Here is an 18,262-nt window from a genome sequence, read left to right as displayed (position 1 = left end):
TTCGTTCTTCAGTCTCGCAGCTTGGCACGCAGCGGAGCGATGATTGCTTGGGGAACAAACTTTGCCAACTGATCATCGTCGTCGCTCAGCGTCGCGATTTGTTTGAGCAGGCTGCTGCTGACGTGCGCGAATCGTTCGTCGGCCATCAGGAAAGCGGTTTCGATGTCGGCGTCGAGCTGACGGTTGGCCATCATCATCGTGAACTCACCGGCAATGTCCGTCAGCGGGCGAATGCCGCGAACCATGATGCGTGAGCCCATGCTGCGAACAAAGTCCACCGCCAGGCCTTCAAAGATCTCGATCTGGACATTGTCCATTCCTCCGGTGACGGTGCCGACCAAATCCAAACGTTCGCGGGGCGTGAACAAGGCACGCTTGTCCGCGTTGATCCCGATTCCGATGATCAACTGATCGAACAAGCGCGAGGCACGCTCGATGATGTGCATATGCCCCAGCGTGATGGGGTCAAACGAGCCTGTGTAAACCGCAATGCGGGGATTGTTCATTGCCGGTGATCTTGGGGGACGATGGGATAGACGGGGGACAATCAGCCGTGAGTGCAGCGGAAGTTTTTTTTGGTGGAGAAAGACGCTATGGTTTCAGCGATGCGACGACATCGATCAAACGCTGCAGGTCACTTGCGTCATTGTAAGCGTGAATGCTGGCTCGAACGCCGCCGTCGCGACAACTGACGACGCAGTTTTTTTCCAGTGCCGCGTTGCGAACCGCGTTGGGTTCCGCCCACGGGACCTCGAAGGTCACGATGCCGCTACGATGCTGCGGGTCCGACGGCATCCGACTGTCGATTCCCAGGTCGCTCAGTTGGTGGTGAAATTGCGTGGCCAACTCCACTAATCGCTTTTCGATCGCCTGGGGGCCGTGAGCTTGGTTGACAGCACCGATCAAGTCCACGCTGGCTGAGAGAGCGCTCGCGCCGAGCATGTTGGACGAGCCCGCTTCGAAACGCGTGGCGGAGTTGCGAAGTTTCAATTCCGGCTGGGCGTAGTTGAACGAGGCTTGAACGCTGTTCCAGCCGACGTTGCCACAACGCAGGGTGTTCAGATGTTCCTGGCGAATCATCGCCACCCCGATGCCTTCCGGACCGAGCATCCATTTGTGACCATCGGCGGCGAGGAAATCGACCGGTGTTTGGCGGCAATCCAGCGGGTACATTCCCAGACCTTGGATGGCATCGAGAAAGACCAACACGCCACGCCGGTGCGCTTGCTGGACCAATTCGTGCAAATCGACTCGGTATCCGCTGGCGTATCCGACCCAACTGACCGCAATCATGCGCGTGCTGTCGTCGACGTGATCGAGCAAGTCAGCGACCTCGACTCGTCCATCGCGACGGGGAATGATTCTCAGCTCGACACCCCGACTGGCTTGGTTTTGCCACGGAAAGAGGTTGCTGGGGAACTCGCCTTCGGGTAGCACCACGCTGTCGCCTGGTTGCCACGGCCATCCTTCGGCGACGATGTTGATCCCGGTGGTCGTGTTGGGCACCAAGCAGATTTCGGAGGGTTCGGCGGAGATCAGATCAGCGAAACTTGACCGCAGAAGATCCAATTTTCGGGACCATTGCGGCCAGACCGTGTCCCCCAAACACTCCGCTTGCATGGCAAAATGCCGGATCGCGTCGGCCGTCGGACCGGGCAGTGGCCCAACCGCGGCGTGATCCAAATAGGCCCACTGGCGGACGATCGGCATCTGCTGACGCCACCATTTCCAGGGATTTGTTTGCAGCAGTTCGGCGAGATTGGCCGGGGAAATATCGATGAGACCAGCTCCGGGATCGAGAGACAGCGACGGGGTGCGAAGGGATGTTGGGGACGAAAATAGGCGTCCAAACCATGATTTTTGGGTTTCAATCGGCCGGTCTGGCAAGAAAAACCGGCACAACAGGAAAGAAACCTTGAAAAACGTTAATCTAGCGACGCGGCGTAGGCTTGGGAAAGATGGACCTCTGTAACTATACTGCGGCCTTGTTGCCCCCAACGCTTGTCTTTCCCCTCCGCCCCACCTGGCTCTTTTCCGAGGTTCATTGATGCCCAAGGCTCTCTGCCTGATCAGCCTTGTTGCGTCGATCCTGATCGTCCTGTTGTTCTTGGCCGATGCGGTCATGGGAATGATCGGGATGAGCAGTCTCGCCCCATTGGGTGCCGCGAGTCTGATGATGGACATTGTGTTTGTCGTGCTGGGCGGCCTGCTGCTGTTCTTGAGCTGGACGACGTACCGCGAACAACGCTGATCCGTCTGACGGTTCGCGGGTCGGTTACAATGGAGGCTGAGCATTGCTCGTCCCGCCATTTTCTTCTGCTTCGTCCCACCTCGCGAAAAACCCTCATGATGGAAATCTCCCGTCGACAGATGCTGCGCTACGGCGCCGCAGCCGGTGTGGTCGCCGGCGTATCGGCCATCCGGTGTCCCGGCCGTGTCTCCGCTGCTGACGTCGGACCACTGGAAACCTTTGTCCCTTGTCGGGCAATCACCAGCGGTCCAAAGCATCATTGGTTCGGATACTATGACAAACGTCAGTTTGATCCCACCGGCACCAAGATCCTGGCCAACGAAGTGGGCTTTGAAGGTCGCTCACCAACTGCGGACGACGAAATCAAAGTCGGTTTCAGCGACACGGCCGATGGAGACCGCTGGCATGAAATCGGTTCCAGTCGCGCATGGGGATGGCAACAGGGATGCATGTTGCAGTGGATCGGCGACGATGGCAAACGAGTGTTGTGGAATGACCGCGAGGGAGACTCCTTTGTCTGTCGCATTCACACGCTTGCCGACGGCACGACACGGACGATCGATCGTCCCATCTACACGATCTCGCCCGACGGCAAGTTTGGTCTGTCGGTGGACTTTCGACGCATCGACAACTTGCGTCCCGGTTACGGATACGACGGTTTGGCCGACCCGCACGTCAACCAGCGTGCTCCGGCGGACTCCGGCATCTGGCGAGTGGATTTGACGACGGGCCAGTCCGAACTGATTCTGTCGTTGGCCGACGTCGCCGCGATGCCATGGTCTGACGGCAGCAAGCACAGCGACGCGTGGCACTATTTCAATCACCTGTTGATCAGCCCATCGGCCAAGCGATTCATTGTGCTGCATCGCTATCGACCACGGTTTGATCCGGCGACCTTGAAATTTGACGGCAACTTTGTCACGCGAATGTTCACGGCCAACGTCGATGGCAGTGATCTCTACGAACTCGATCCGTCGGGCTATACGTCGCATTTCATCTGGAAAGACGACGAGCAGGTCACGATGTGGACGCGTCCCGAGGGACAAAAAAATGGGTTCTATGTTTTCACCGATCGGACGGACGAGGTCGCAGCGATCGGGCACGACAAAATGCCGACCAACGGGCACAACACCTACTTGCCCGCTCCCTACGGCGACTGGATTTTGAACGACACGTACCCCGGAAAAGGCGACCGCCGCCAGACGGTGTACTTGTACCACGTCCCCACAGGGCGACGCGTCGATCTGGGACATTTTCCTTCCCCACCCGAGTACACGGGCGAATGGCGTTGCGACACACATCCTCGCAGCAGCAATGACGGGCACTTCGTTACCGTCGACAGTCCACATGCGGGCGGTCGTCAAGTGTATCTGCTGGATATCCGTGACATCATTGCGTAAGGGATGAAAACGATGCCACGAGTTTTCGCGTTCTTTGTCATCACCGCTGTTTGCTTGATCGCGGTTGCGCACGAAAAATCGTTCTCGCAAGAGACCGATGCAGAGGCTCCGCAGAAACTCGAGTTCTTTGAAGCCAAAATCCGTCCGGTGTTGATCGAGCAGTGCTACGAGTGCCACAACTCTCACGAGACCGCGGAAGCCGACTTGGCATTGGACCATCGTGCTCCGATGCTGGAACCCCGTGACGATGGTCGGCTTGTCGTTCCCGGGCATCCCGAACAAAGCCGCTTGTTGGCGATCATCAATCACAAAGTCGCCGGACTGGAGATGCCTGAGGGGCGTCCAAAACTTTCTGAATCCGTGTTGGCCGATTTTAAGAAGTGGATTGGCGACGGAGCGTATGATCCGCGTTCCACCGCTCCCACCCATTCCGAATTGACCGCCGCGACTTCCTGGGACGCCGTTTTTCAACGTCGCAAACAACATTGGTGCTGGCAACCGATTCGAGACGTCCGGCCGCCTGCTATCGAGATAGACGTCGTCGATGTGCCTTTGCGTCGATCGCCATACGCGATCGATCGATTCGTAGCGGCCAAACAACGTGAGGCTGGTGTGACGTGCGCCGACCGTGCGGACGAAACCACGCTGGTTCGCCGATTGTACTACACACTGATCGGACTACCACCAACACCGCAGCAAGCCCGGCAATGGACAATGCGTTTGCGGGAGGACCACGAAAACGGGTTTGGCGAGTTGGTCGATGAATTGTTGGCCAGCCCTCACTTTGGCGAACGCTGGGCGCGACACTGGATGGACTGGATTCGCTACGCCGAGTCACATGGCAGCGAAGGCGACCCGGCGATCGACGGTGCCTGGCGTTATCGCGACTACCTGATCCGCGCATTCAACGCCGACGTTCCATTTGATCAATTGCTACGTGAGCACATTGCGGGCGACTTGCTGACACAGCCGCGAATCAATCATGAGATGCAGATCAACGAGTCTGTCATCGGCACGTCGCATTGGCGAATGGTCTTTCACGGCTTTGCACCGACCGATGCATTAGAGGAAAAAGTGCGCTTCACGGACGATCAAGTCAACTCGTTCTCCAAGGCATTCCTGGGTCTGACGGTCTCCTGCGCCCGATGCCACGATCACAAGTTTGACGCGATCAGCCAAGCCGACTACTACGCGTTGTACGGAATCCTTGCCGGTGCTCGCCCGGCACGTCACACGATCGATGACCCGCAACGGGACATTGCAGCACGCAATGCGATAGCGGAGCTGAAGAACGAGATTCGCCGGTCGATCGCGGAGGAATGGCTTTCTCAAACGGATACGTTGAAACAGCGTTTGGAGGACTTGGCAAAGGGCGATCCACCAGCAACGCAGGATGTGTCGGCGTTCTTATCACCGCTGATCCAAGCGGCAAAGCGTCAGCGGGAAAGCAAGGATGTTTCGCAGGCTTGGTACGCTGCCATCAAAGGTATTGGCGGTTCGAACGACTCCGACGCCGAGACGACGGGGCATCACCTGTGGGACTTTGCCGACAACACGGACTACCAACAATGGCACGCGGCGGGGAATGGATTGCCCGTTCGATCCGGCAGTGCAGGGCAATTCGCGATCGATACGCAAGTCGGCCGAGTGCTCAAGGGAATCTATCCCGCCGGAGTCATTTCCAATGACGTCTCGTCGCGTGATGCAGCCAGATTAAGTTCGCCGGATATCGAACTGAAACCCTCGATGAAGGTTTGGTTGCAGACGATCGGCGAGGGAGAAAGCTCGTCGCGATATGTTGTTCAAGATTATCCGAGAAACGGTACCGTGTATCCCGTCCAAAATTTGGCGGAAACCTGGAAATGGCAGTCCTTTGACGTCGGCTATTGGAGCGGTGACAAAATCCATTTGGAACTCACCACCGCGCGAGATGCGCCGCTGTTGGTTAAAGGCACCGAGCGATCGTGGTTTGGAATTCGCAAAGCCATGGTGTTGCCCGCCGACCAATCGCCACCCAATGATTCTGCGGAAATCCTGCAACCATTGCTGACGGGGCAAACCGATCCGCACTCCTTAGATGACGTCCTGGCGATCTATCAAGCGGCAATCACGAGGGCGATCAGATCGTGGCGTGACGGAAAAGTCGACGATTCCCAGGCGTTGATGTTGGACGTTTGTTTGCGAGCAGGTTTGATCGCCAATGACCTTGGACGCTTGCCAAACACTGCGTCCTTGATCGATCAATATCGTCGTTTGGAATCAACGCTACCCTCACAGATTCGTGTGCCGGGCATTGAGGATGTGGTGGAACGACAACAGCCGCTGTACATCCGCGGTGATCACAAGCATGCCGCCGAAGTGGTGCCGGCTCGATTTCTGTCCGCAGTCGACGCGGCCCCATACGATCCCGCAACTCGACGATTGCAACTCGCCGATGACATGTTGCGTGATGACAACCCGCTGACTCGCCGAGTGATCGTTAACCGTTTGTGGCATCATCTGTTCGGTGTCGGCATCGTTCCCACGCCTGACAACTTTGGCGAACTCGGTGTCCTGCCGACTCATCCAGAGCTACTGGATTGGTTGGCGGGCGAGTTGTCACGCAACGGCGGATCGATGAAATCGATGATCAGGTCCATGGTCACCAGCGAGACTTGGCAACTGTCGTCGACGGTACCATCGGGCTTGGACGAGACCGATCCCGAGAACACTTTGTTGACCCATGCCAGAATTCGCCGCCTCGACGCCGAAGCGATACGGGACGGCATGCTCGCTGTTTCTGGAACGCTAGACGATCGCTTGTTCGGTGATCCCGTTCCCGGAGATCAGCCGCGCCGCAGTGTCTACGTTCGCGTGATCCGCAACCAACTGGATCCCTTTTTGAGGGTTTTCGATTTCCCAGAACCCTTCGCGACGGTCGGGCGGCGCAATGCAACGAACGTGCCCGCGCAGTCGTTGACCATGCTCAACAACGAGTTCGTTTCGCGTTTGGCCGGTCAGTGGGGCGCCAGAATCGAAACGCTGCCTGACGATTCTCAGCGGTTGCACGAATTGTTTTGGACAGCGTTCGGTCGGCGGCCGACGGAGACGGAAGCAGAGCTTGCTCGGGCGTATCTATCGGATGTCGCTCAGCAGAGACAGGCCGACCAACAAGCGTTGGCTGCGACGCAGCAGCAACTGACTCAGTTACAACAACAGATCGACGACATCAAGCGTCCGATCCGTGAACAGCTTGCCGAGAGTCTGCAGCAAAACGAAGACGCCGCATCGTCCTTGGATGAATCCCATTTGATCGGTCGCTGGGATTTTCGCTCCGGCATCAATGATCAAAGGGGTACCGCCGATGCAAAGCTGATCGGAGACGCGTCGTTGTCTGACGAAGGTCTGGTCGTTGGCCCCAGAGAGGGAAAGATGCGACATGCAGTCACTGAGCCGATCGATAGAACGATCGGGGAAAAGACGCTCATGGCAACGGTGCGACTCGACGATTTGAACCAATCCGGTGGCGGCGTGCTGTCGGTGCAAACTCGTGACGGAGCCGTTTTTGACTCGATCGTTTTCGGCGAACAGCAACCGGGGCGGTGGATGTCGGGCAGCGATCATTTTCGACGAACGCAACCTTTTCGTGTCCCCGTCGAAACAGAGGCCAGCCAGCGACCGGTTCAACTGGCGATCGTTTATCACGCCGACGGGCGAATCACGGCTTATCGCGACGGACAGGTCTACGGAACGAAGTATCGCAGCGACGGACCGATCCGGTATCCCAAGAACGAATGGGTGATCAGCTTCGGCGTACGGCATCTGCCGGCAAATCCGGGACGGATGCTGCGTGGAACGATTCAGTCCGCGATGATCTTTGACAACGCACTGGACTCCGATCAGATCGAACAATGGTTTCACCAAACCGGACGCATCGTGACCGATGCAATGGTGCTGGAGAAATTGGCCCCGTCCGATCGCCAGAGCGTTCTACAAACCCAGCGTCGCATCGATCAACTCAGCGGCAAGCTCGATCAGTTGAAGTTGCGATTGGGGCGTGCGGGTAGCCAATCCGACTGGGCGGAACTGGCTCGCTCGATGTTCCTGATGAAAGAATTCATTTATCTCCGATAGATAGCGCGATCATATGTTTCCAACCAATCCAACGGATCGATTCCCAATGACTCGGCGACAGACGTTGTCGCTGGGAACCAGCGGTTTCGCCGCGGTTGCCCTGTCGGGATTGATGCACAACTCCGTTTCGGGGCGCGATGCCAAACTCGACGCGGAGGCTTTGCCTGCCGGTGCCGCGTTGCCTGCGACACATCACGGGGCGCGAGCCAAGCATGTGATCTTTTGCTACATGTCGGGTGGCGTGTCCCACGTGGATTCCTTTGACCCCAAACCCAAGCTTGCCCGATTGCACGGCAAGCCGATGCCGGTTGCCGTCCAGCGGACGCAGTTCAATCGCAATGGCAACGTCTTTGCGAGTCCCTTTGAGTTCACTCGGCACGGCGAAAGCGGGATACCGATCAGCAGCATGTTTCCGCAATTGGGAACGGTGGCCGATGAGTTGGCCGTGGTCCGCTCGATGACCACAACCGCCAACGAACACGCGCAGGGCAACTTTGTCATGCACACCGGGTTTCCGTTCATGGGTTTCCCGGCGGCGGGCGCGTGGTGCGCGTACGGACTGGGTAGCGAGAATGAAAACTTGCCGTCCTACGTGGTGCTGCAAAGTGGCAACGCGATCCCGCCGCACGGCGGTGTATCGCTTTTCAGCAACGGTTTCTTGCCAGCCCAGCATCAGGGATCGATCTTGCAAGCCGATCGTGCGGAAGCCATTCGCGACTTGCAATCGCCAGACGGACCGGCAATCCAATCACGACGCTTGGAATTCGCCAAACTGTTTGACCAGCAGTTTCTCGACGCAACGGGCAACGACCAACAGATCGCAGCGGCAATCAAGAACTACGAAACTGCGTTTCGGATGCAAACCGCCGTGCCGGAGGTCTGCGACCTGTCTGGTGAAACCCAAGAAACACAATCGTTGTACGGGATCGACTCATCCAACCCATTGGTCTCCGCGTACGCGCGGCAGTGTTTGTTGGCGCGACGACTCGTCCAACGCGGTGTTCGGTTCATTGAACTGAGTTGTTTGACCGCCGGGATCGGTGCCGGCGGCGCAGCGAATCCGTGGGATCAACACGGTGACTTAGAAAACGGTCACCGTGCCATGGGTGAGCAAGTTGACCAGCCGATTGCCGCGTTGGTGCAAGATCTCAAGCGTTGCGGATTGTTGGACGAGACATTGATCGTTTGGGCCGGCGAATTTGGACGTACACCGTTTTCCCAAGGCAGCAACGGACGTGATCACAACCCGTTCGGTTTCAGCATCTGGATGGCAGGGGGAGGAGTTCGTGGAGGGACGATTCACGGCGCGACTGACGAGTTGGGATACCACGCGGTTGAGAATCCGGCGAATCCCTACGACCTCTGGGCGACGGTGTTGCACTTGATGGGCATCGACCACACGCGATTGACATACCGCTACAGCGGTCGTGACATGCGGCTGACCGACGTGCACGGAAACGTGATGAAACCCATCCTGGAATCCGAATCCGCGGCTTGAAAGGTTGACGAATCGGTACCGTTCATCAATCATGACCCGACCGGTCTCGTCGTTGCTATGTGCCTGACAACCATTGACATGAATTTGCCCGTACGACGCCACCGATTGATCGCGAATTCAGTCAGTTTGACGACCCATGCTGGTCTCTTGCTGGTTGCTGGATTGGTCACCGCACCCGCTGTGCTTTGGCAAACCAACGTCAACCGTGGACGTTCGACAACGCTCATCGTTTCGATTGAATCAACCACTTCGGTTGCTCAACCCATCGCAAATGTCCAGCCGATCGTCACCGAGGCAGAGACAGAACCGCCTGCCCCAGTTGAAACCGCCCAAAGTGAAACCGTTCCAGTTGACAGGTTACCGGACGAAGTGCCAGAACATCGTCCTGCTGAGTCGGCGTCCTTGGCGGCCATGACCGCTCCGGAGCCCGAGCCCTTGCCGGTGGTTTCAGCAAACCTGCCGCCTCCCCCGGCGATGACGGAAAAGATGCCCGTTACCGTCGAGCCAGAAAAAAAACGCCGCAAGAAAAAGACGGTCGCCTCGGCTGCATTGCATGCATCGCTTATGGCACCTCCGCCGATCGACGCCCCGACCGGTGCGAACTACGACACTCCGCCGAGTAAACTACCTGAGAACGAACCGCCAAATTACCCTGACGACGCGCAAGCCGCAGGTCACGAGGGACGCGTCGTTCTTGTGGTGACCGTCAAGAGCGACGGCAGTGTTGCCGACATTGCGGTTGCGACCTCCAGCGGGTTTGGCGTCCTGGATTCGGCAGCCTTGGAGGCGGTGTTTCAATGGCGATTCAGCCCGGCTAAGTTCAGAGGTTTGCCAGTAACGGCGGAGATCCTCGTACCCATCCGGTTCACACTCGGCGCCAAATCTTAATAGCCGTGATAAAGTTTGCCGCCTTTCGCGGTTGAAGCGGGATCGATCGTCGAATCCATTCAAGTACGTTCGAATCATCAGGCTGCTCGCGGGCCGAGAAACCGATCCAACCGTCATACGCTGAACTTAAGTTGTAACCGGTTTGGGAAGGGTAGCTCGTTGATACCATTGAATCGAATTATCGCGTTGATTGCATTTGGATCTGGATTGTTGTGTTTCTCGATCACCGGGGCGACACAGCCGCCAACGTTGCAAGAGTTGCCAGAGACCGTTGTGGAAGCGGTCCCAGAGAAGCCAACGGGATCACAAACCGCTGTTCCGGAGGCAGATCCCACACCGCCGACGGCAATGCAGGACACGTCATCACTTTCGGAAACGGTTCCTGACGAGGTGACGCCATTGCCGGAGCCCTTCAATTTGTCGCCCGACCCACAACAGTCAAACATTGACACGGGGCAACAGACGCAGAACTTGGATTCCGCTCAAACGGCACGTCCCATGAGCAATGACGCGAATCGCTCCACCAGTGCAGAAACATCCGCTTTTCAGCCTGCTGTCCCGGTTTCTCGCTCTGCAAGCCTCCAAGGCGAAACCTCCACCGCTTCGAGTGGTCAATATGGACAACCCGATCTCGAATTCCGACCGATCAATCGTCCTGGAGACCTCCTGGAGTTGATTCCGGGTGTGATCGCAACACAGCACAGTGGTTCGGGCAAAGCGAATCAATACTTCGTGCGAGGCATCAATCTGGATCACGGCACCGACTTTGCTGTACGGGTGGACGGTGTTCCGATGAACTTGCCCTCCCACGGTCACGGCCAAGGATACTTGGACGTCAATTGGCTGATTCCGGAGTTGATCGAGTCCGTCAACTATCGACTTGGCCCCTACTCTGCGGACATCGGTGACTTCAGCTCAGCCGGTTCTGCTGACATTCGTCAACGACGTGCATTGCCCTTCGGGATCGCATCTGTGACGGCAGGTGCCTTTGATTATTATCGCGTCTTGCTCGCTGACTCTCACGATTTCGCAGGCGGTACCCTGCTGTACGCTTACGAGACATCGTTCTACGACGGGCCTTGGGTCGTGCCCGAGGACTTTCACAAGTTCAACGGATTGCTTCGCTGGTCGATTGGGGACCGTGATCACGGTTTCTCTCTGTCGACGATGGGATACCACAGCGACTGGACGGCGACAAACCAGATTCCGCAACGCGCGGTGACAGCAGGGCTGGTGGATCGATTCGGTTCACTTGATCCCAGCGATGGCGGAAACACAAAGCGTTTCGGTGTCAACGCGGAGTACTGGAGCATCAACGATGACGTCACGACCGCCATCAATGCTTACACCAGTTACTACGATATGGATCTATTTTCGAACTTCACATTCTTTCTGGATGATCCGATCAACGGAGATCAAATCCAACAGATCGACAATCGCTGGTACTCGGGCGTGAATGCAAGTCAGACGTACCATCGCCAGTTTGTGGATCACACCTTTGGATTTCAATTTCGCAACGACAACGTCTATGGCCTGGAGCTCAATCGGACTCGCCAGCGGCAACTGATCTCACAGACGCGAAATGACGACGTCGACCAGCAGAGCTATTCTCTTTACTACGTCAACGATGCAGCGCTCACATCATGGGCTCGTTCGACCATCGGCTTGCGTGGTGACCTGTATCGTTTTCACAATCAATCGAATCTGAATGCGGCGGATAGCGGCACCACTGATGCCGGAGTCTTTAGCCCCAAACTGGGATTGGTTTTCGGCCCCTGGAATGACTCGGAGCTATTTCTCAATTGGGGACAAAGCTTTCACAGCAATGACTCTCGTGGCGTCAATGCATCAGTCGATCCCGCCGATCCGCTCATCAAGAGCGAAGGCAGCGAGATCGGTTTGCGTTCGGATTTGACCTGTAACTGGAATTCCACACTCGCAATGTGGTATTTGGAGATTGATTCCGAACTACTCTTCGTTGGCGACGCCGGAACCACCGAAGCTGGCCCGGCAAGTCGTCGCTTTGGTGTTACATGGACGAACTACTACCAACTCAATCAATGGCTAACCGCAGATGCCGACTATGCTTTCGTGCAACCGCGGTTTGCAGGCGGTGATCGCATTCCCAATGCCGTCGAAAATGTTCTGGCAACGGGATTTACCGCCCAGGTCCCCCACACACCCTGGTACGGGACGTTCCGCTTGCGTCACTACGGACCGGCTGCGCTGATCGAAGACAATAGCGCCCGCAGCGAGACAACGACCGTGGCGAACTTGCAATTGGGCTATCAAACCAAGCGAACTACCGCGGCTGTCGATGTATTCAATGTATTCAACAGCAAAGACAACGACATCACATACTTTTATGAGTCCCAGCCGGCCGGGCTTCCGGCAGCAGAAGATTTTCACTTTCACCCGGTCGAACCCGCCATGGCCCGCGCCAGTGTGACTTGGCGATTTTGAAACTTTTGCCTCGTGGCTGCGAAAACAGAATTCGCGTCGGCAAGTGGCTTTAGCCATTTTCGGCCGTGGCACGTAGCACGGCGAAGTCGGCGACGGAGTCGACTTGCAGCTTTCGCATCGCCGACTGACGGCGGCGGTCAATCGTCCGATTGCTCAACGATAGCTCGACACTGATCTGTCGGTTCGGGATGCCGCGACAAGCCGATTCCATGACCGCGATCTCTTCGCTACTCAATCGCGAGATTCTCTCCTTGGCATCAAGCTGACGTTTGCGCCGAGCATAGCCCTTCTGACTCGATGCGATCGCGGCTAACACTTCGTCACGGAGCGTGTCGGCGCGAAAAGGCTTTTCGATCACGGCCGCCGCCCCGTTCTTCATCAGTTTCACTGTCGTTGCAATGTCCGCGTGCGCCGTCAGCACAATCACCGACAGCGTGCTGTCGCGATCCAACAACGCTTGGTGCAACTCTGCACCACTGAGACCCGGCATCCTCAAATCCGTGATCACGCAACCAGCAGCCTTGAGATCCGAATTCGCTAGCATCTCATCCGCACAATGAAATGCCTTGGCATTGATCCCTATCTCTGCGAGTACTCGCTGTACCGACTGCAAGACAAAGCTGTCGTTGTCGACGAGGTAGACGACCGTCGATGGCAGTGGTTCGTTTGGCTTTGGGGAATGGGATTGCAAATGCGTGATCGCAATGTCAGCGGACAGTTTTTCATCGGAGTCCATCACGAGGAAACACTATTGTGAGGTGGGATGGGAAGGTGATAGCCCCTTTCCCGCTCACGGCGATTGCCCACTGCAAGCCCTGCAGATCAATCGGCGAAGCCATTGAGCGTGTAGTCAATATGAACCACGATTCCGGTTCGTGCCATATCGCACGGCTGAGGGGGGGGCCCTCCGCTCCCGGCAAATGGCTCTAGCCCGGATTACTCACGTGACTCAATACGGTCATCGCAACACGTTTGTGTGAAACGGCGTGCACGGATTGGCACAAAAACAGTCTTCGCAATTCGTTTGCACGAAACGGTTTACGCGGATTGGCACGAAAACAGTCTGCGCAGATCAGCCGCCACGCGATAGCGTCCGGTTCTCACGCCTGTACTCGGGAACCGGACGCTATCGCGTGCCGGCTGATAAATAATCCGCGCCTAGCAGGCGGCATTTGACTCTGCGGGGCAACCCGGTTGGTGGCGTCTCCTACGCCTGCGGCTATGGGTCAAACAGGGTTATGCCAAAGCGATTTGCTCAGCAAATCCCCCGTCATTTGCGGTGCCCAGATTTCATTTCGTGTAAGATGCGACCCATAGAATTTGCCCTCCGTTTCCCTACTTTGTCCCCAAGAAAAAGCCACGTCGATGCCTTCATTGCCCCATCGAATTCTGCTCGGAACCGCCCTGCTGTTTTCGATCGTCCTCGGTCCGATTGCCGCCAGGGCTGAAGATTCGAAAAAATCAGATTCAGCGGATTCGTATCCGGTCGGTCAGTGGGTCTCCTTGTTCAACGGCGAGAATCTCAACGGCTGGACACCCAAGATCCGCTACGAGAAGTTCGGGGACGACGCGAAGCAGACTTTCACCGTCAAGGATGGCTTGTTGGTGGTGGGTTACGAGAACTATGACGAGTTCAACGAAACCTTTGGTCACCTGTTCTTCAAAGATACTTTCTCCCACTATCGATTCCGGGTGGAGTACAGGTTTGTCGGCGATCAATGCAAAGGCGGCCCGGGATGGGCAACTCGCAATAGCGGTGTGATGATTCATGGCGAATCGCCCGAAACGATGGGCAAAGACCAGGATTTTCCCGCTTCGATCGAAGTTCAATTGCTCGGAGGCGACGGCAAGGCCGTGCGTCCTACCAGCAATCTGTGTACGCCCGGCACCAATGTGGTCTACAAAGACAAACTGCACCTGCCCCACTGCACCCAGTCGACCTCCAAGACGTATCACGGAGAGCAATGGGTGACGGCGGAAATCGAAGTCCGCGGCAACGGAGTCATCAAGCACATTCTCGATGGCGAAGTCGTCCTGGAGTACCAGAAACCTCAACTGGATGACCGCGACACACACGCCGCAACCTTGATCGAGCAATCGGGCGGCAAAATGCTCTCCGGGGGCACGATTTCGCTGCAGTCTGAAAGCCACCCGGTCCAATTTCGAAAAGTCGAGATCATGGTCCTGGCGCCGGAGTCCGAGGCAACCAACTGACCGCAGGGCGATATCACGTGGACGCGTCTCTGCGAGAAGCCAACCAGGGCATCTCCGCGAGACACCGCTACGTGTTTCCACCACCAACAAAGATTGCCGGGTTTCCGGACCGAACTGGCCAGAACCTATTGACAGGAATTCGATCCGCCGGATACTTGCGATCTTCTTTGCAACTCAATCCGGGCCAAGTTTCGGCCTCAGACAGTCTTTTTAGCTCAGCAGTCCATGCCCACGATCAACCAACTGGTCCGCAAACGGCGGAAACTAAAGAAAAGCCAAAGCAAATCGCCGGTTCTGGAGAAATGCCCGCAAAAGCAGGGCGTGTGTCTTCAGGTACGGACCATGACCCCCAAAAAGCCGAACTCGGCTCTGCGGAAGATCTCGCGGGTCAAGCTGAGCAATGGCAAGGAGGTCACCGTTTACATCCCTGGCGAAGGTCACAACCTGCAAGAACACTCGATCGTTCTGGTTCGTGGCGGTCGTGTCCGTGACTTGCCCGGTGTCCGCTACCAAGTCGTCCGCGGTTCACGCGACGCGTTGGGCGTTGACGGCCGCAAGCAGTCGCGTAGCCGCTACGGCGCCAAGAAGAAGTAAGCTCTCCCCCATCCAACTCACACATTTGCACGCAGTAGTTTCCGAAAATGGGACGTATCACCGCCAGTAAAAAGCAGCTCAAGGGCGATCCAAAGTTCAATTCGCTTTTGGCCAGCAAGTTCATCAATTGCCTGATGTGGGACGGAAAGAAATCCGTCGCTCAAGGCGTCTTTTACGATGCACTGGAAGAAATCGGTCGTCGCGGTGATATCGCCGACAAAACCCCGATCGAAGTCTTCGAACAAGCTTTGGACAACGTCAAGCCGTACATCGAAGTCCGCAGCAAGCGAGTCGGTGGTGCGAGCTATCAGGTTCCGATGCAGGTCAACAAATCTCGCCAGCAAAGTTTGGCGATCCGCTGGATTCTGGAAGCCATCCGCGACAAGAAAGGCCGTCCGACCCATATCAAACTGGCGGACGAAGTCTTGGCAGCCTACAAAAAGGAAGGCGTCGCCTACACCAAACGCGAAAACACCCACCGTATGGCCGATGCCAACAAGGCGTTCGCTCACTTCGCTTGGTGATTTTGTTGCGATCCAATGAACACGCCGCGACTCGGAAATTCCGAGCCGCGGTTTTTCATGCGCTGAGTCCCTAGTCCCCTATTCCCTCCGTCGTCTGTTTCCCATATTCCTGCGATCCTAACGCTACCACCCCGTCCCCCAAATTCGCTCGTTCGACCATGTCATCAGACATTCAGAAAATCCGAAACATCGGAATCATCGCCCACATCGACGCGGGAAAAACCACCGTCACCGAACGGATGCTGTTTCTCAGTGGAGCCAAACACCGAGTCGGACGCGTCGATCACGGCACAACAGACACGGATGATGACCCAGAAGAACAAGAACGCGGCATCACGATCTTCAGCGCTTGCGTGAAGTTCGATTGGAAAGACAACCACATCAACTTGCTCGACACCCCCGGCCACGTAGACTTTACCGCCGAAGTCGAGCGGTGCCTCAGAGTCTTGGACGGCGCCGTCGTCGTCTTTTCCGCTAGAGAAGGTGTCGAAGCCCAAAGTGAAACCGTTTGGCGACAAGCCGATCGATACAACGTTCCGCGAATCGTTTTCATCAACAAGATGGACCGCGAAGGAGCCGACTTTGAATCCGTATTTAACGATATCCAACCAAGACTCGGCGGCCGACCCGTCGCCGTCGAAATCCCGGTCGGTCAAGGTCCCGCACACGTCAACAATCCGTTCCGCGGTGTGATCGACCTGATCGATCTGAAATTCCTAGAGTTCGATCCCGAAACGGAGGGCAAACAGGTCAAGGAAACCGACATCCCCGACGAACTGATGGACGACGCCCTGCTGTGGCGCGAACAAATGCTCGAAGCTGTCTACGAGCTGAGCGAGGATGCGATGGCACTGGCAATGGAAGGAGAAGAAGTCCCTCGACAAGTCATCATTCAAGCTTTGCGCAAAGGATGTATCGAACAAACGATCCAGCCGGTCTTGTGCGGCTCTGCTCTGCACGGAATCGGTGTTCAACCCCTGATGACGGCGGTCGGCCACTTCCTGCCCAGTCCGCTAGATCGACCGGCCGTGGAAGGTTTCGATCCCAAGAAAGAGGACAAGACGCTCGCGCGCAATCCGGATCCCAAAGAACCCTTTAGTGCGTTGGTGTTTAAGATCCTGCCGGCCAAAACGGGCGACAATTATTGGATTCGCATCTACAGCGGTGTGCTGAAGCAAAACTCGCGGGTGTATTGTCCCAATCGTGACAAAAAAGAAAATGTCGCTCAGCTTTGGCAGATCCATGCCTCCAAGAAAGATCGAGACGGTCAAACCGAATCGCTCGCTGCGGGAGACATCTGTTGCGTCATCGGCCCCCGATTCGCCATCACCGGCGACACCCTGTGCGACACAAAGGAAATGATCGAGTTGCCCAGCATAAAGTTCGCCGACACGGTGCTCTCGATGGCGATCGAACCCGAGAACACGGGCGATCGCAAAAAGCTGGAAGAGGTCCTCGCAATGCTGCGACGCCAAGACCCCACGTTCCAAGCCGTGGAGAACGAAGAACTCGGCCAAACGATCATCAGCGGCATGGGCGAGTTGCACTTGGAAGTCATTCAGCATCGCCTGACTCGCGATTTTGGCTTGAACGTCAAGTTCTATAAGCCACGGGTCAATTACCGAGAAACCGTCGGCGGCAAATCGGACATCGTTGGTGCCTGCAATCGCCAAATGGGCGCGACGCAGATGTTCGCCCGCTTGAGCGTTCGCGTTTCTCCGCTGGAAGATTCGTCGGCACCTGTTCAAGTATTCGATCGCTTGCCAGCCGACATCAACCTGCCAGGTGACATTCGCCACGCAGCAATCGAAGAATTGCGTGAGCGGGCCGCCGGCGGTGGGCTCCTGGCCGGATTCCCGCTCTCGGGCGTCAGGATCGAAGCCTACGATGCAGAGACGCACGAGGAAGGAAGCGATGAGGTCGCGTTCCGAATCGCGGCGGGCGACGCGTTCGACAAAGGCTTGCAGGCGGCCGGCCCCGTGCTGCTGGAACCGGTGATGAAAGTAGAGGTCACGACGCCGGAAGATTACATGGGCGAGTTGGTCGGCGACCTGCAGCAGCGACGCGCTTTGATCGCCGGCACGGAAACGCGAGGAGCGATGACGGTGATCACGGCTCACGCACCGCTGAAAGAAATGTTTGGTTACAGTAGCGCCGTGCGAAGCCTCAGCCAAGGCCGCGCGGGCAGCAGCATGGAGCCGCTCGGATACCAAGCCGCCCCCAAAGAAGACGCCGAAGCGTTCATGTACTAACGCTTCAAAGCCATGCGTGTGACACCACCAAACGCCGTGAGCCGTGACGCGTAGGCGGCCGGGTC

At 56.8% G+C, this 18,262-nt stretch carries 13 protein-coding genes; 10 read left to right on the top strand and 3 right to left on the bottom strand.

The window, feature by feature from the left end; translation table 11 throughout:
• Positions 1-8 precede the first annotated feature (8 nt).
• Positions 9-506, bottom strand: coding sequence for a pantetheine-phosphate adenylyltransferase (gene coaD / locus Pla52nx_RS24780; RefSeq protein ID WP_146522914.1), 498 nt, complete (start codon positions 504-506; stop codon positions 9-11).
• 85 nt (positions 507-591) lie between these two features.
• Positions 592-1,710 carry an aminotransferase class V-fold PLP-dependent enzyme gene (locus tag Pla52nx_RS24775; RefSeq protein WP_146522915.1) on the bottom strand — a complete coding sequence of 373 codons (1,119 nt, stop codon included), beginning with the start codon at positions 1,708-1,710 and terminating at the stop codon, positions 592-594.
• Between the two features lie 337 nt (positions 1,711-2,047).
• On the opposite strand from Pla52nx_RS24775, the gene Pla52nx_RS24770 reads away from it, so the two are divergent.
• The 6 genes from Pla52nx_RS24770 (at position 2,048) to Pla52nx_RS24745 (ending at position 12,613) form a co-directional block, all read left to right on the top strand.
• On the top strand, positions 2,048-2,251 hold the full coding sequence (locus Pla52nx_RS24770) for a hypothetical protein (protein WP_146522916.1): 204 nt from the start codon (positions 2,048-2,050) through the stop codon (positions 2,249-2,251).
• A gap of 95 nt (positions 2,252-2,346) precedes the next feature.
• On the top strand, positions 2,347-3,651 hold the full coding sequence (locus tag Pla52nx_RS24765; RefSeq protein WP_231742601.1) for a hypothetical protein: 1,305 nt from the start codon (positions 2,347-2,349) through the stop codon (positions 3,649-3,651).
• A 12-nt stretch (positions 3,652-3,663) separates the two neighbouring features.
• Positions 3,664-7,764, top strand: coding sequence for a DUF1553 domain-containing protein (locus tag Pla52nx_RS24760; protein ID WP_197455017.1), 4,101 nt, complete (start codon positions 3,664-3,666; stop codon positions 7,762-7,764).
• Positions 7,765-7,810: 46 nt separating this feature from the next.
• Positions 7,811-9,262: a DUF1501 domain-containing protein gene (locus tag Pla52nx_RS24755; protein ID WP_146522918.1), complete on the top strand. Its 1,452-nt coding sequence runs from the start codon at positions 7,811-7,813 to the stop codon at positions 9,260-9,262.
• Positions 9,263-9,340: 78 nt separating this feature from the next.
• Positions 9,341-10,150, top strand: a complete 810-nt coding sequence (locus Pla52nx_RS24750; RefSeq protein WP_197455019.1) for an energy transducer TonB — start codon at positions 9,341-9,343, stop codon at positions 10,148-10,150.
• Between the two features lie 168 nt (positions 10,151-10,318).
• Positions 10,319-12,613 carry a TonB-dependent receptor domain-containing protein gene (locus Pla52nx_RS24745; protein ID WP_197455020.1) on the top strand — a complete coding sequence of 765 codons (2,295 nt, stop codon included), beginning with the start codon at positions 10,319-10,321 and terminating at the stop codon, positions 12,611-12,613.
• Positions 12,614-12,662: 49 nt separating this feature from the next.
• Here Pla52nx_RS24745 and Pla52nx_RS24740 read toward each other — a convergent pair whose 3' ends face one another.
• Complete coding sequence (locus Pla52nx_RS24740) at positions 12,663-13,349, bottom strand: response regulator transcription factor (protein WP_146522920.1); 687 nt, start codon at positions 13,347-13,349, stop codon at positions 12,663-12,665.
• Positions 13,350-13,978: 629 nt separating this feature from the next.
• On the opposite strand from Pla52nx_RS24740, the gene Pla52nx_RS24735 reads away from it, so the two are divergent.
• The 4 genes from Pla52nx_RS24735 (at position 13,979) to fusA (ending at position 18,197) form a co-directional block, all read left to right on the top strand.
• Entirely contained in the window at positions 13,979-14,827 is an 849-nt protein-coding gene (locus tag Pla52nx_RS24735) for a 3-keto-disaccharide hydrolase (protein WP_146522921.1), read from the top strand.
• Between the two features lie 225 nt (positions 14,828-15,052).
• Positions 15,053-15,421, top strand: coding sequence for a 30S ribosomal protein S12 (gene rpsL / locus Pla52nx_RS24730; RefSeq protein WP_146522922.1), 369 nt, complete (start codon positions 15,053-15,055; stop codon positions 15,419-15,421).
• A 47-nt stretch (positions 15,422-15,468) separates the two neighbouring features.
• Positions 15,469-15,945 carry a 30S ribosomal protein S7 gene (gene rpsG / locus Pla52nx_RS24725; RefSeq protein ID WP_146522923.1) on the top strand — a complete coding sequence of 159 codons (477 nt, stop codon included), beginning with the start codon at positions 15,469-15,471 and terminating at the stop codon, positions 15,943-15,945.
• A 158-nt stretch (positions 15,946-16,103) separates the two neighbouring features.
• The gene (gene fusA / locus Pla52nx_RS24720) at positions 16,104-18,197 is read left to right on the top strand and encodes an elongation factor G (RefSeq protein ID WP_146522924.1); all 2,094 of its coding nucleotides are present in this window, start codon (positions 16,104-16,106) and stop codon (positions 18,195-18,197) included.
• The last annotated feature ends 65 nt before the right edge of the window (positions 18,198-18,262 follow it).

Source organism: Stieleria varia, assembly GCF_038443385.1.
Classification (GTDB): domain Bacteria; phylum Planctomycetota; class Planctomycetia; order Pirellulales; family Pirellulaceae; genus Stieleria; species Stieleria varia.
This window is presented reverse-complemented; position numbering and strand designations above follow the sequence as displayed.